A 14,125-nucleotide genomic window follows, 5' to 3' on the forward strand; every position below is an offset into this window, starting at 1 on the left:
GACACGAAGAGCGAAGGGAAGTTCGTCGTGCGTCACGAGGTCGATCAGTCATTCCAGGCGTTGCCGCTGCGGGCGCTCGCCGATGCCGCGCTGGCCAGGGCGCGGGCGCTGGGAGCCGAGCATGCCGACTTCCGGCTGGAGCGGGTCCGCAGCGCGTCCTGGCGCCTGCGCGACGCCAGGCCCGCAGGCAGTTCCGACAGCACCGACCTGGGCTTCGCGGTGCGCGTGGTGCACGGCGGCGCCTGGGGCTTCGCCTCCGGCGTGGACCTGACGATGGACGCCGCCGCGAAGGTCGCCTCCCAGGCGGTGGCGATGGCCAAGCTGTCGGCGCAGGTCATCGCGGCCGCGGGCGGGGACGGCAGTGCGCGGGTCGAGCTGGCGCCCGAGCCGGTGCACGCCGACCGCACCTGGGTCTCGGCGTACGAGGTGAACCCGTTCGACGTGCCCGACACGGAGAAGACCGGGCTGCTCGCCGAGTGGAGCGCGGGGCTGCTGGCCGCCGACGGCGTCTCGCACGCCGACGCCTCGCTGCTCACCGTGCAGGAGAACAAGTTCTATGCCGACACCTCCGGCACCACGACCACGCAGCAGCGGGTGCGCCTGCAGTCCCAGCTGACCGCCGTCTCGGTCGACCCGGCCACCGGCGAGTTCGACTCGATGCGCACCCTCGCCCCGCCGGTCGGGCGCGGCTGGGAGTACCTCGCGGACACCGGCGGCGAGGGCCGCTGGGACTGGGAGGGCGAGCTGGCCCGCATCCCCGAACTGCTCGCCGAGAAGCTGCGCGCCCCCTCGGTGCAGGCGGGCAGTTACGACCTGGTGGTGGACCCCTCGAACCTGTGGCTGACCATCCACGAGTCGATCGGCCACGCCACCGAACTGGACCGCGCGCTGGGATACGAGGCGGCGTACGCCGGCACCTCCTTCGCCACCTTCGACCAGCTCGGCACCCTGCGCTACGGCTCCCCCGTCATGCACGTCACCGGCGACCGCACCGCCGAGCACGGCCTGGCCACCGTCGGCTACGACGACGAGGGCGTGGCCGGCCAGTCCTGGGACCTGGTCAAGGAGGGCGTCCTGGTCGGCTACCAGCTCGACCGCAGGATCGCCCGGCTCACTGGCTTCGAGCGCTCCAACGGCTGCTCCTTCGCCGACTCCCCCGGCAACGTCCCGGTGCAGCGGATGGCGAACGTCTCGCTGCGGCCCGCCGCCGACGGCCCCTCCACCGAGGAGCTGATCGCCGGCGTGGACCGCGGCATCTACATCGTCGGCGACCGCTCCTGGTCGATCGACATGCAGCGGTACAACTTCCAGTTCACCGGCCAGCGCGCCTACGCGATCCGCAACGGGCAGCTCGACGGACAGGTGAAGGACTTCGCCTACCAGGCCACCACCACCGACTTCTGGGGTTCCATGGCCGCGGTCGGCGGCCCCGACACCTACGTCCTCGGCGGCGCCTTCAACTGCGGAAAGGCCCAACCGGGCCAGGTCGCCGCCGTCTCGCACGGCTGCCCGTCCGCGCTCTTCCGCGGCGTCAGCATTCTCAACACCACAAGCGAATCCGGCCGCTCCTGACGGACTCTTCGATCGTGTCCCCCGCGCGCCGAAGTCTGCACGAGGTCGACACCGGAACACACCGAACCACCTACGCCACGTCGTCCCTGCCATCGCTGTCACCCCTCCGAGGGGGGTCAGTGACGGCGGGACGACGAGGCCCTCCAACGGCTTGTCCAAGCTGTGGAAGAACCGCAGGTCTACCGAACCAAGACCACCGTCAGCGGTCCCAAGCTGGACCTCGACGAGGATGAAGCCCTCTTCGGAGTCGACCGGCTCTTGGCCGACGCGGACATCGGTACGCGGTTGCTGTACCAGACGCTCATCCCATTCATCACCCTGGAAACGCTGCGCGTCACCCACGGCACCGAGGACCGGCCCCTCATCCTCGAAATCCTGAAGATGAGCGTCGATCGAGCCCAACTCGCCTACCGCATCACCCCGGAGCCCACCCGCAAGCTCCGCGCCGTCCGCACCTGACACAGCCCGCCGCCCAGGCGGTGTCGAAACCCGTCTCCACTTACTCAAGGCTCCCGGCTGCGGCCTGGGGCCCAACTCCTGTCACCGCCCGCTCGGCCCGACCAGTGCCATGCCGCGCTCAAGGCGATCAGCTACCTGGCGCCACAGAAGGAGCACGCCTCGAAGATCATGGCCCCAACGTCGTGCTTTACCAGGCAGGTCCACAGACTGCCCGACGCGCCGCAAGCTTGCGAGGCCGTGATCACTCGTGCCAAGGCAGTGCCACCCCGAAGCCGCTCCACCGACCTCGACAAATCCTGCTGGCGCTCTCTCAACTCAGGTGCCGAGGCGACCCAAAATGAAATTTGTGAACTGTTGGCTTTTTGCCGCCTTTTCAAGTGTCGTGTTACCGCTCTGCAAGTAGGACCTGGTCAGTTCTTTGAGAACATCTAGACGCTTCTCAAGAAATTGTGGGTCGAGCTGTGCGTCGGCGCCTACCACACCCTTCAACTGCTGAGGGTCGTAAATCGTCCCACCTGCAAGCTCAACCACTACCAACATCGACAAGTGAAACTTCAGATTGTTTCGCTCGCCTTGAGTAGCATTCGCAAGCTCGGAGTGCAGGAATACATCCACCTTTCGCTGCGTCTGAGCTGCCCAGAGAAATACACTGAGGTCAACCTTCGGGTTGAACACCTGCAGATAATCGTCATCATTCTTGAGTAGCGAGGAAGGCTTTCCTCGCGCCTTGTCGGGTCGACACAGCCCCATAGCTGTCAAAGCTTGCCCAAGCAAGGGAATTCCGATGATCTTCGCTGGATCCTTGCCCTCATTCTTGTAGAAGTTTTTACGGCGATCATAGTACCAGCCGTTGACGAAAAAGTAGTCTTCGATGTTTCGCTGAATCTCATCGGTAGCCCGAAGCGAGGCATCATTTACGGGAGTCTGCCTGTTGGTGGCCCTGATTACCTGATCGCGCGTCTTTCGGTCGGTAGTAGAGATAATGCGAACCAGGAGCATACGATCTCCAATCGGAGCTTCTCTGCCCCCTCTCAGAACTTCGTAGATGGTATGACTCGTCTGCAAACCATTTACGATCTGAATATCCGTCAGGGTGTACGTCTTCCCTCCGGTGGTCGCATCGCTACAGATGATTGTGACCCCGTTATTCAGCCACCAGAACTCGGGACTATCGGGATTCTCAAGCGTCCGTCGAATTTCTTGATTTACGGTAACCGGCCCTTGGTAGTCGCGCACATTCCAGTCGAACAAGTACCGGCGCAGCTTTCCGTGTTCGTCCGTAATCAAGTCGAAGTAGTCAGCCAGACGCACCAGGGCTACGTGGGAGTTCCCGCTGGTGGCGTTCTCCTGAAACTTCATCGGTAGAGCATAAGAAGGCTTCTCGTTGTAACGTGCGAGAAGCTCACGATCTCCAAGCAAATCACACTGTACGGCTGCCCCCGGTGGAAAAAGATCGAGCAGAGCTTGACGAAGCATGCCCTTCTTTACCAGCACTTGCGGAGCTACTCCCTGCACATCCCCCGGCGTAGCATACACAATATTGACGGAAATCTTCGGCCTGCGAACGAGAAGTTTTTCCCAGGCTCGCCTAAATAGATCCACCCGTGACAGCAGGCTTTCGTTATAAAGTCCTCGCAGCCCATCAAGATCTTGATTCAGATCCAGGATTCTCCGAAGGGTGTTTTCCAGCTTATCAAGTGCAGCTTCCTCGAAAGATGCACTGCGTTTGGCTTGAATTACCCACAGCTCAAGGAGCCGCTCTTGTGAGAAATCGCTTGGCCTGCGATGTTCTGAGAACAGGTCAGAATCTTCATCCAAGAGATTGTCGTCCCAGAAGGTGAAGATCGAGTCGATTCCGCCATCTTGGCCGGAGCCCACAATTCCGTCTTGAATATTCTCCAGGCCGAGCCCGTAAGGTCGCAGAGACAGCTCAGAGGCGAAGATCTCGAACGCCGTGTCCCCCGAAGATTGCGGCACATTTTCTTGATGCCAGCTTTCAAAGATCCGCGTGAGCAGAGTGCGGGCATTAGTTTGGGGAGCCGGCATATTCGGAGTCTCCTAGCTTAGGGAGTGCCCTGCGCAACCTAGCGCAACCTTCACGGTCAAAGGGTAGAGCAGGTTCGTCGGAGTCTCTCTGAGTTGCGTCAACTCGTCCTTCGGCGGCGGCACTCGGTCGGCACACGCGACCAGAGCACGCGGGGCCGACGTCAGACATGCGCCCGACCGTGCTGGCAACTGCCGGAACGGCAGACACCAGCGCGACGGCGAAGCATGCTGAGCGCTGCGTCGTGCGTGCCATAACCGTGCTAGGTCGTATGGGGAACCACGGGCATCGAGACCAACAACCTGTTACACACCGTGGAGCTGCTCGGCCGCATCAGCGGCCGGTTCGCCTGGGCCACGCGGGAACCGCCGCAGCGGAGCGCAGCCAGAGCGGCCACGGAGTCCTCGTCGTCGCCGACCAGCAGCTGGTCGAGTCGTTCCCGCTCCACCCCGCCACCAGGATCCTGCTGTAAGCAGCCGGATACAACAATCACAGCAACTGGCCTCAACCCGTAGCTCCCCCCTGGGCCGACGCGCGACCTGGATGACCGTCGTTGACCGATCTCTGTAGCGCTACGGATCAGAAGGGCGGCTGTATTCCGTGGGCCCTCAGAGCTGCGGTGTACCACTCCAAGAGGGTGTGCATATCGGCCAGGAGCGGGGCTGCCGCCACCTTGGCCTCTTCCAGTTCGCCGGCGGTACAGAGGCCGACCAGTTCGGACCTGTCAGCTCGCAACGTGCTCAGTGCGTCGCCCCGGACCAGAAATCGTTGTGACGTCGATGCCGGTGGCCGTCAGCGCGTCGAGGAGGTCGGCGGCTGCGTCGGTCGCCTCGCGCCAGGCCCGGATGTAGTCAATGCCGGGAGCCCAGAGCATCGCGGCCGGGTCGAAGTCGTCACCTGCGTTGCCGAGTTGGTCGGTGGGAGGCATCGGGCCATGTCACTCTTTCCACGCGGTGGCTGGACTGTGGGCGTGGTGTGGCGCGTTGGCCTAGGCATGGCAGGTGCCCCGGTACCATCCGGCACCGGGGCCCCAGGTGACCCCTACGCCGGACCATCCGGCAAGCTGGCTGGCGGAGGGGTGGTCCGGTCTTGCGTACGCGGTTTTCCGGTCGTTGTGGCGACGGCCTCGCGGCTGGAGGAAGGGCCGGGAGGCCGCCTGTCTGCCTGAGCTTGACCGGGGCTCAGGTGGCTGCCCGCGCGCTGCCTCCGGTACGTCGAGGACTTTCAGCGCGAGGGTGAGCGACCGCACGGGCCGCTCCGCCAACTGGGAGCAGCACGATCGACCAGGGACCGATGAGAGCATGCACGTCATGCGCTCCTGGGACTCCCTGACCATCGCCGAACAGACCATCATGCGTCGCGCTCTATCGGAAGACTCTCTGGCCGGGGTGGTTCAGAACTACGGTGTGGCCCTGCGCTGGGCCGGGGCCGAGGAAGCCCCGCCCCCGCGCAGCTACACCGACGACGAACAACGCGCTTTGATCGCGGGCCTGGCGGCTGCGGCCCTCGACCTCGGCGAACGCGGTCTGCTGACCCTCTGCGAGGGGGAGGGCCACCGCCCCGTCGCCCCCACCCTCCTCACCGGAGCGCAGTTCCACGACGTGCTGACTGATCCGGCCAACTGGCTGCGGAGCGCTCGTCCCAGGCGTCACCTCTGTTTCAGGGCTTCGGAGTCCGCTCGCGAGCACTGGCTCGATGACGCACATCCGACCGCCGACACCAATGGGCTCCCCACGTGGTACGAACTGACCGTCGAGGAACGCGAAGTCCTGGTCTGCGCAGCCGAGACCAGCGGAATGCTGACAGGCCCGTTCGGCATCTGGGAGGACCCACCCGCCGGCCTGAGCCCGACTCAGCGCCTCACCTGGGTGGGAGAGCAACTCGCCCCCCTGTTGCCCTTCGTCCGCCAAGGATGGATCGAGGTTCAGCACTACCCCGACGCGCACAGCGACGCCTTCACAGTGATTGCCTCCGACGAGCTTCGCACTGCCCTCGCCGACCCCGCCGTCCGCTACGAGGGCGACGAATGGGGTGTCGGCGTCGGCTGCATCTTCACCTATACCGGACTGGCCGTCTGGCGAGGCGGCTGGAGCAACGAATGGGGGCGTCGTCTCACCTTCAGCTGACTTCGCTCTGCTCGGTACGGACGACGCGGATCAGTACGGCTGCCAGTTCCGCGGCGCGTCGTCGTCGCGCAGTGAGGCGAGTCGTACTCGTACCTCTTCGGCAATGTGCGGGCCTTCAGCGGTGTTCTGCATGAGCCACGTGGTCGTCTTGAATTCCTGGATGGCGGCCAGGACTCCGAAGCCCGGCCAGTCGCGCAGGTCCCGGCCGTAGCAGCTGACGAACTCGCGGTACTCCTCCCCGCTCACCCAGCCCAGCCGGTCGTATTCGTGGGCGGACACCACGAGATCCCATTCGGGGCGGTCGAGGGAGAAGTTCTCCAGGTCGATCAGGTGCAGTCCTCCCTGCTGGTCGACCATCAGGTTGTCCGTGTGGGCATCCCCGTGCACCGGTCCCCTGGCCGAGTCGAAGTCCAGCGAGGCCAATCGGTCGGCCAGCTCCCGTCGGCGCTTGCGGAGGAACACCCGGTCGTCGTCCGATATCCCCTCGGCCACCTCGATACGACGGTCAGCGCGTCCGAAGGCGTCGAAGGCAGGCAGATCCAGATGAGCCGGTGAGCCCGCGGGCCACCCGGACCACGACTGATGCTGATGCCAGCCGGTAGAGCGCGTTCTCCCCGAACCGGAGCTGTTCCGCGCCCTGGTCGTCCAGGCCCGCCATACGGCAGGCAGATGCCATCACCCTGGCCGCAGCAGCCGACGTGAATCCCGCACCTGAACCGAGGTCAGAATCAGACGCCATGGCGGACCGCGTTCCCCCATCGTGCTCGCTCTACCGTCGCGCGAGCACCGGTCACACGTGACGCGCACCGGGCACGACGATAGTCGCGACGACCGCCGTTTCGACGGTCGACCCCGCTTCGTCCGCACCCGCGGCGCCGGGCTCGGGCGGCGCCTGGCGGACCACGGAGGTGACCTCCTCCTCACGCGTTCTAGCGTGGGTCCATGCTGAAGATGTCGTCACGGGTCGAACTACACCCGCTCACCCTCTCCGACCGAGAGGAGTTCTGCACTCTGGTGCAGGCCAGCTCCGAGCTGCACCTGCCATGGATGCAGTTGCCCGCGACCGCGGAGTCCTTCCACGTCTGGATGCGGCGCTTCGACGACGGCACCAACCAGGGCTTCCTGGTCCGTGTCCGGGAGACCGGCGAGGCGGCCGGCACGGTCAACATCAACTCCATCATCCGGGGGCGCTACCAGGGCGCGTCCCTCGGATACGCGGCCTTCGCCCCTTCCACGGGGCACGGGTACATGACCGAAGGGGTCGCCGCCACCCTCCGGCACGCCTTCGACGACCTGCGGCTCCACCGGCTGGAGGCCAGCATCCAGCCGTCGAACAAGCCGTCCTTGGCCCTGGTCCAGCGGCTGGGCTTCACCTACGAAGGGGTGTCGCCCGGCTATCTCTACATCGCCGGGGCCTGGCGGGACCACGAACGCTGGGCCATCACCGCGCCCCATCCCTGGACACCTGATCCGTCCCTTCCCGAGGTCTGAGCCGCACGGAGCCGCGCGGCGGGCACACGTCCCGTCCATCGCACCAGCGGTAATTCACGCCCCCTGCCGCGCGCCCGTGGGTAGTCTCAGCAGTGATCGACGGACCCGAGAAACGCCCCCTGACCCTGCCGGGACCTCCCGGGGCCCCGAGGCAGCGGTCAGCATTCTCAACACCACGCAGGAGGCGGGCCGATGACGAGCCGCACCAAGCCGCACGAGATCGTCGAGCGCGCGCTGGCGCTGTCCCGGGCGGACGGCTGTGTGGTGATCGCCGACGAGGACTCCAGCGCCAACCTGCGCTGGGCGGGGAACGCGCTGACCACCAACGGGGTGACACGCGGCCGCACCCTCACCGTGATCGCCACCGTGGGCGGCGCCGAGGGCACCGCCTCGGGTGTGGTCTCGCGCGCCGCGGTGACCGCCGAGGACCTCGAACCGCTGGTGCGGGCGGCCGAGGCGGCGGCCCGCGCGGCCGATCCCGCCGAGGACGCGCAGCCGCTGGTGGGCGACGTGCCGGGCAGCGCCGCCTTCACCGAGCCGCCCGCGGAGACCGGACCCGACGTGTTCGCGCGGTTCGCGCCCGCGCTGGGCGAGGCCTTCGCCACCGCCAGGGCCGGGGGCCGCGAGCTGTACGGCTTCGCCTACCACTCGGTGACGTCCACCTATCTGGGCACCTCGGCCGGGCTGCGGCTGCGGCACGACCAGCCGACCGGCACCCTGGAGGTCAACGCCAAGTCCCCCGACCTCGCCAGGTCGGCCTGGGCGGGCGCCTCGACGCGGGACTTCCGCGACGTCGACCCGCTGGCGATGGACGCCGACCTGGCCCGTCGGCTGGCCTGGGCCGAGCGCAAGGTGGAGCTGCCCGCGGGGCGGTACGAGACGCTGCTGCCGCCCAGCGCGGTCTCCGACCTGATGATCTACCAGCTGTGGTCCTCGGGAGCGCGGGACGCCGCCGAGGGCCGCACCGTCTTCAGCAAGCCCGGCGGCCGCACCCGGGTGGGCGACAAGCTCACCTCGCTGCCGCTGACGCTGCGCAGCGACCCGGCAGAGCCGGGCCTGGAGTCGGCACCGTTCGTGATCGCCCACGCCTCGGGCGACGACCGCTCGGTGTTCGACAACGGCGCGCCGACCGGTCCGGTCGAGTGGATGCGCGAGGGCGTGCTCAACCAGCTGGTCACCAGCCGGCACACGGCCGGCCTCACCGGCCTTCCGGTTGCGCCGAGCGGCGGCAATCTGGTGCTGGACGGCGGTGGCGGCAGCTCGCTGGAGGAGATGGTGGCCGGCACCCGGCGCGGCCTGCTGCTGACCTGCCTGTGGTACATCCGCGAGGTCGACCCGGCCACCCTGCTGCTCACCGGGCTGACCCGGGACGGCGTCTACCTGGTGGAGGACGGCGAGGTGACCGGCGAGGTCAACAACTTCCGGTTCAACGAGTCGCCGGTGGACCTGCTCGGCCGGGCGGTCGAGGCCGGCCGCACCGAGCGGACGCTGCCGCGCGAGTGGAGCGACTGGTTCACCCGGGCCGCGGCGCCGGCGCTGCGCGTCCCGGACTTCAACATGAGCTCGGTCAGCCGCGGGGTCTGAACCGGGTCCGATCGCCCGCGGGGTGCACGAGGAGGGGGACATGCTCGACGAGAAGGGCACCGTCAGGATCTCGAAGTACCTGTCGATGCTGCTGCGGCACCAGCCGGAGGCGGCCGGCCTGGTGCTGGACGAGGGCGGCTGGGTGGAGGTGGACGAGCTGATCGCGGCGTGCGCCGCCCGGGGCCGGCGCTTCTCGCGGGCGGACCTGGACCACGTGGTGGCGAACAACAACAAGAAGAGGTTCGCCTACTCTCCCGACGGCCGCCGGATACGCGCCAGCCAGGGCCACTCGGTCGCCGTCGAGCTGGGGCTGGCGGCGGCGCCGCCTCCGGAGGTGCTCTACCACGGCACCGCCTCGGCCACCCTGCCGCTGATCCTTCGGGACGGACTGCGGCCGATGTCCCGGCAGGACGTCCACCTGTCGGCGGACGTCGAGACGGCGGTGCGGGTGGGCTCGCGGCACGGCCGGCCCGTGGTGCTGGTGGTGGAGGCGGCCGCGCTGGCCGCCGCGGGCCACGAGTTCCGGGTCAGCGCCAACGGGGTGTGGCTGACCGACGCGGTGCCGCCGGAGCGGCTGCGGCAGCTGCACCCGTAAGGCGCGCCCCGCCTCGCGGCCGCCTGGTCAAGGGGCCGGGTGGTCAAGGGGCCGGGTGACGGCCCCGGGTCACCGGTGCGAGGAGGTGGTGGAAGTCGCGCGGCCGGACGACTTGCGGCTCTTGTACGCCCGCCACGCCGCGTCGCAGATCGCGACGAGCACGATGGCGCCGACGAGCTGGAGTGCGTGCCGGGTCCAGTCGAAGCCCTTGGTGTCGCGCACGCCCAGCCAGCTGGACACGCCGTTGCCGAGGACACCGCCGCCGATGCCGGCGAGCACGGTGAGCCACAGCGGCAGCGTCTGCTTGCCCGGCAGGATCGCCTTGGCGATGAGCCCGAGCACCAGTCCGACGATGATCGCCCACAACCAGCCCATGCCGTTCGCCTCCTCCTGACCGGGGTGCGACCCGATCTTCGTCCCGCCAGTCTGCGGCCGATCGGGCTACGCCGCACGCCGGGCGCACCGTACGCCGTACGGCGCACTCCCGACGGCGTGACACGGGGTGCCCCACCCTGCTCCCGGCGCGCTGTGCGGCGTACCGTGGGGAGGGACCGGGACGGCATGGTGTGGCCGGTGGTCAGCAGGGTCCGGCGGAGTCGAGCAGGCGGTGGGAACGGGATGCGGAAGAAGGGCGGCCGGGAGGTCTTCCGGATCACGGGGGCGCGGACCGGGCTGGCCGAGGACGTGCGCGGCCGCCAGCGCCGATACGTGATCTCGATGGCCGTCCGCACACTCTCGGTGATCCTGACGGTGGTGCTCTGGAACGTGGAGCGGCCGCTCGCCTGGGCGACGCTGGTGCTGGGGGCGCTGCTGCCGTATGTGGCGGTGGTCTACGCGAACGCAGGCCGGGAGAACACCCCGACGCTGCCGACGTCGACCTACATCCCGCCGCCGGCCCGCCGCGCGCTGGAGCCGACGTCGGTGCAGTCGGCCGCCGAGCGCGAGGAGGGGGCGCTCCCCGCGCAGGACGCGGCGGCGCCCGAGGACCGGGACGCGTCCGGCGGCGCGGCGCACAGCGCCTCCGATCGCGCGTTCCACAGCACGGCGGGACCGGAGGCGGAAGCGGAGCCGCAAGCGGAACCGGGGGCGTCCCGGGAGCACCCGGCGGCCGAGCCCCGGGTGGAGCAGCCGAACGCCGGGTGACCGGCGTACGCCCGGAGTTCGCAGGTACGCGGAACTGGTCTAGACCTTTGAAAGTCGGTCCGGAAACCTCAAGAAAACCTCAGATCAATCATGGGCTTCCCCCTCCACGGCGCGCGGAGCGCGTGACATACTTCGTACGCGCTCCGCATCCCCCGTCGGAGCGACGGACCGACGCCGGGCGGCTCCCCCCGTGGCTGCCCGGCGTCGCCATGTTCGCGTTCGGTTTACTGGAGCGGTGAACGAGGAAACGCCGATCTGCTCGGCCAAGGACTGCCGCGCCCCCGCTCTGTGGGTGCTGGCCTGGAACAACCCGAAACTGCACACGCCCGAGCGGCGCAAGACCTGGCTGGCGTGCGACGACCACCGCGAGCACCTCTCCCACTTCCTGGACCTGCGAGGCTTCCTCAAGGACGTGGTCGCGCTGGAGGAGTGGGAGCGCCGTTCCGCCGCGGCGGAAGAGGGACCCACGGGACCCTCCGGGTCAGCCGCCGACGGGTCAGCCGCCGATCGCTGACATCGGCCGCTCGGGCTGCAGGAAGGCCGGGTCGTCCAAGCCGGATCCGGCCTTCTTCCCCCACATCGCGGTCCGCCACAGCGCGGCGACCTCCGCGTCGGCGGCGCCGGAGCGCAGCGCGCCGCGCAGGTCGGACTCCTCGCGGGCGAACAGGCAGTTGCGCACCTGGCCGTCGGCGGTGAGCCGGGTGCGGTCGCAGGCCCGGCAGAACGGCCGGGTGACCGAGGCGATCACGCCCACCCGGGCCGGGCCGCCGTCCACCAGCCAGCGCTCGGCCGGCGCCGAGCCGCGGGAGCCCTCGCTCTCCGGGGTGAGGGAGAAGCGGGCGCTCAGCGTGGTGAGGATCTCCTCGGCGGTCACCATGTCGGTGCGCTGCCAGCCGTGCTGGGCGTCGAGCGGCATCTGCTCGATGAAGCGCAGCTCGTAGCCGTGGTCCAGGGCCCAGCGGAGCAGGTCGGGGGCCTCGTCGTCGTTGACCCCGCGCATCAGCACGGTGTTGATCTTCACCGGGGTCAGGCCGGCCGCCGCGGCGGCGTCCAGCCCGGCGATGACGTCGTGGTGGCGGTCGCGCCGGGTCAGGGTGTGGAAGACCTCGGGGCGCAGGGTGTCGAGCGAGACGTTGACCCGGTCGAGTCCGGCGTCGCGCAGGGCGGCCGCGGTGCGGCGCAGGCCGATGCCGTTGGTGGTCAGCGAGAGCCGGGGGCGCGGCAGCAGCGCGGCGCAGCGCTCGACGATGCCGACCAGGCCGGGTCGCAGCAGCGGCTCGCCGCCGGTGAACCGGACCTCCCTGACGCCGAGTTCGGTGACGGCTATCCGCACCATCCGGACGATCTCGTCGTCGGTGAGCAGATCGGGCTTGGCCAGCCACTGCAGGCCCTCCTCGGGCATGCAGTACGTGCAGCGCAGGTTGCACCGGTCGGTGAGGGAGACCCGGAGATCGGTGGCCACCCGGTCGTAGGTGTCGATGAGCGCGGACGTCATCGGTGCGGCCTCCCTCCTCGTGCGCGGAGCACGTAGATCTCCACCCTAGGACCCGGCGCGGACGAACGGCGTGCGGGCCGACCGGATTGCATACAGCCTACGACCGGCCGTACCCGCCGCAGCGTACGCGATGGACGACTGATTGCAACAGTTTGTTGAAGCGCGGTCGGTCGCCGCCCGGACCTCCGGCGCTCCCTCTGACGCGGTGCGGCGGGCGACACCGCGGGCCCGCCGGATCGTTGAGCAGGACATCAGCTATCCGCCGCGCACGTCCGAGGACCGCCGCCGTGAACCCGTCACCGCAGGATGGACCGCCCCCGCCGCCGGCCGCGCCCGGCCGCCGGCCGTACGGGAGCGTCACGCTCCCCCGCCCGCTGCCGCCGCTGCCCGGGCCGGCCGGGCCGGCCGCCGCTGCGCGCGCGGCACGGGCGGCGGGCGGACCGCCCGCCCGCGCCTGGTTCCCGCTGCTGAGCATCGCCTCGCTGCGAGCCGCCCGCCGCGCCGGCGGGGGCCGTGACCACTAGTGCTCCGGCCGGCGCCCGCGATCAGAGCGCGACCAGCACCTTCAACGCGGTGCGGTCGTCCATCGCGCGGTAGCCGTCGGGCACTCCCTCCAGCCCGACCGTCAGGTCGAAGACCGGCGCCGGGTCCACGCTGCCGTCCAGCACGTCCGGCAGCAGCTCCTCGATGTACGAGCGGACCGGCGCGACGCCGCCGCGCAGCGCGATGTTGCGGTCGAACATGTCGCCGAGGTCGAGACCGGTGCCGCTGCCGTGCGGCACCCCGACGTAGCCGATCGCGCCGCCGTCGCGGGTGATGCCGACCGCGGTGCGCATCGACTGCTCGGTGCCGACCGCCTCGATCACCGCGTGCGCGCCCCGGCCGCCGGTCAGTTCGCGGACCGCCGCGACCGCCTCCTCGCCGCGCACGGCGACGACGTCGGTGGCCCCGAAGGCCCTGGCGATGTCGGTACGGACCTGGTGGCGGCCCAGTGCGATGATCCGCTCGGCGCCGAGCCGTCGGGCGGCCAGCACCCCGCACAGGCCGACAGCGCCGTCGCCGACCACCGCGACCGTGCCGCCCGGCCGCACGCCGGCGCCGAGCGCCGCGTGGTGACCGGTGCCGAGCACGTCGGACAGCGCCAGCAGGCCGGTGAGCAGGCGGTCGTCGGAGAGCGCGGCGGCCGGCAGCTTCACCAGGGTGGCGTCCGCGTACGGCACCCGGACGGCCTCGCCCTGGCCGCCGTCGGACGGGCCGTCCGCGCCGATCGAGCCCCAGAAGCCGCCGTTCAGGCAGGAGGTGGTCAGGCCCTCGGCGCAGAACTCGCAGCTGCCGTCCGACCAGACGAAGGGCGCGACCACCAGGTCGCCCGGCCGCAGCCCGGACACCTCGGAGCCGGTCTCCTCGACGACGCCGAGGAACTCGTGGCCGATCCGCTGGCCCGGCGTGCGCGCGGACTCGCCGCGGTACGCCCACAGGTCGCTGCCGCAGATGCAGGCGCGGACCACCCGGACCACCGCGTCACCGGGGTTGCGCACCCGGGCGTCCGGCACCTCCTCCACCCGGATGTCGTGCGGGGCGTGGATGAGGGTCGCGCGCATGCGGGGTCACTCCGT

15 protein-coding genes are annotated in these 14,125 nt (G+C 69.3%); 8 read left to right on the plus strand and 7 right to left on the minus strand.

The genetic code is table 11. The annotated features are described in order from the left end of the window. Positions 1 to 27: 27 nt before the first annotated feature. The gene (locus tag V2S66_RS05335; protein WP_330793278.1) at positions 28 to 1,572 is read left to right on the plus strand and encodes a TldD/PmbA family protein; all 1,545 of its coding nucleotides are present in this window, start codon (positions 28 to 30) and stop codon (positions 1,570 to 1,572) included. Positions 1,573 to 1,734: 162 nt separating this feature from the next. Then, positions 1,735 to 2,031, plus strand: a complete 297-nt coding sequence (locus V2S66_RS05340; protein WP_330793279.1) for a hypothetical protein — start codon at positions 1,735 to 1,737, stop codon at positions 2,029 to 2,031. A 315-nt stretch (positions 2,032 to 2,346) separates the two neighbouring features. On the opposite strand, the gene V2S66_RS05345 is transcribed toward V2S66_RS05340, so the two are convergent. The 3 genes from V2S66_RS05345 to V2S66_RS05350 form a co-directional block, all read right to left on the minus strand. Next, positions 2,347 to 4,077 (minus strand): AIPR family protein, encoded by a 1,731-nt coding sequence (locus V2S66_RS05345; protein ID WP_330793280.1) that lies wholly within the window; start codon positions 4,075 to 4,077, stop codon positions 2,347 to 2,349. Positions 4,078 to 4,654: 577 nt separating this feature from the next. Beyond that, positions 4,655 to 4,810, minus strand: a complete 156-nt coding sequence (locus V2S66_RS34490; RefSeq protein WP_413966299.1) for a DUF6959 family protein — start codon at positions 4,808 to 4,810, stop codon at positions 4,655 to 4,657. After that, positions 4,800 to 5,003: a hypothetical protein gene (locus V2S66_RS05350; protein WP_330793281.1), complete on the minus strand. Its 204-nt coding sequence runs from the start codon at positions 5,001 to 5,003 to the stop codon at positions 4,800 to 4,802. Before V2S66_RS05350 ends, V2S66_RS34490 begins: the two co-directional genes overlap by 11 nt. 382 nt (positions 5,004 to 5,385) lie before the next feature. Here V2S66_RS05350 and V2S66_RS05355 point away from each other — a divergent pair, with 382 nt between their 5' ends. Continuing rightward, positions 5,386 to 6,201, plus strand: coding sequence for a hypothetical protein (locus tag V2S66_RS05355; RefSeq protein ID WP_330793282.1), 816 nt, complete (start codon positions 5,386 to 5,388; stop codon positions 6,199 to 6,201). A gap of 30 nt (positions 6,202 to 6,231) precedes the next feature. Here V2S66_RS05355 and V2S66_RS05360 read toward each other — a convergent pair whose 3' ends face one another. Then, positions 6,232 to 6,693 carry a phosphotransferase family protein gene (locus V2S66_RS05360; RefSeq protein ID WP_413966300.1) on the minus strand — a complete coding sequence of 154 codons (462 nt, stop codon included), beginning with the start codon at positions 6,691 to 6,693 and terminating at the stop codon, positions 6,232 to 6,234. A gap of 450 nt (positions 6,694 to 7,143) precedes the next feature. Between V2S66_RS05360 and V2S66_RS05365 the strand changes: the two genes are divergently transcribed. From V2S66_RS05365 to V2S66_RS05375, 3 genes are all read left to right on the plus strand, one after another. After that, positions 7,144 to 7,692, plus strand: a complete 549-nt coding sequence (locus tag V2S66_RS05365) for a GNAT family N-acetyltransferase (RefSeq protein WP_330793283.1) — start codon at positions 7,144 to 7,146, stop codon at positions 7,690 to 7,692. A 192-nt stretch (positions 7,693 to 7,884) separates the two neighbouring features. Further along, positions 7,885 to 9,276, plus strand: coding sequence for a metallopeptidase TldD-related protein (locus V2S66_RS05370; protein WP_330793284.1), 1,392 nt, complete (start codon positions 7,885 to 7,887; stop codon positions 9,274 to 9,276). 40 nt (positions 9,277 to 9,316) lie between these two features. After that, positions 9,317 to 9,871, plus strand: coding sequence for an RNA 2'-phosphotransferase (locus tag V2S66_RS05375; protein WP_330793285.1), 555 nt, complete (start codon positions 9,317 to 9,319; stop codon positions 9,869 to 9,871). Between the two features lie 69 nt (positions 9,872 to 9,940). Here V2S66_RS05375 and V2S66_RS05380 read toward each other — a convergent pair whose 3' ends face one another. Next, on the minus strand, positions 9,941 to 10,246 hold the full coding sequence (locus tag V2S66_RS05380) for a GlsB/YeaQ/YmgE family stress response membrane protein (protein WP_330793286.1): 306 nt from the start codon (positions 10,244 to 10,246) through the stop codon (positions 9,941 to 9,943). Between the two features lie 243 nt (positions 10,247 to 10,489). Between V2S66_RS05380 and V2S66_RS05385 the strand changes: the two genes are divergently transcribed. Both V2S66_RS05385 and V2S66_RS05390 read left to right on the plus strand, forming a co-directional pair. Next, the gene (locus tag V2S66_RS05385; RefSeq protein WP_330793287.1) at positions 10,490 to 11,014 is read left to right on the plus strand and encodes a DUF3099 domain-containing protein; all 525 of its coding nucleotides are present in this window, start codon (positions 10,490 to 10,492) and stop codon (positions 11,012 to 11,014) included. Between the two features lie 235 nt (positions 11,015 to 11,249). Then, positions 11,250 to 11,528 carry a hypothetical protein gene (locus tag V2S66_RS05390; protein ID WP_330793288.1) on the plus strand — a complete coding sequence of 93 codons (279 nt, stop codon included), beginning with the start codon at positions 11,250 to 11,252 and terminating at the stop codon, positions 11,526 to 11,528. Here V2S66_RS05390 and moaA read toward each other — a convergent pair. Together moaA and V2S66_RS05400 are read right to left on the minus strand one after the other, a co-directional pair. Further along, complete coding sequence (gene moaA, locus V2S66_RS05395) at positions 11,511 to 12,509, minus strand: GTP 3',8-cyclase MoaA (RefSeq protein WP_330793289.1); 999 nt, start codon at positions 12,507 to 12,509, stop codon at positions 11,511 to 11,513. The two genes, V2S66_RS05390 and moaA, sit on opposite strands and share 18 nt — an antisense overlap. 545 nt (positions 12,510 to 13,054) lie before the next feature. Further along, on the minus strand, positions 13,055 to 14,110 hold the full coding sequence (locus V2S66_RS05400; protein WP_330793290.1) for a zinc-dependent alcohol dehydrogenase family protein: 1,056 nt from the start codon (positions 14,108 to 14,110) through the stop codon (positions 13,055 to 13,057). Positions 14,111 to 14,125: the final 15 nt, after the last annotated feature.

The organism is Actinacidiphila polyblastidii, from assembly GCF_036353415.1.
GTDB lineage: Bacteria > Actinomycetota > Actinomycetes > Streptomycetales > Streptomycetaceae > Actinacidiphila > Actinacidiphila polyblastidii.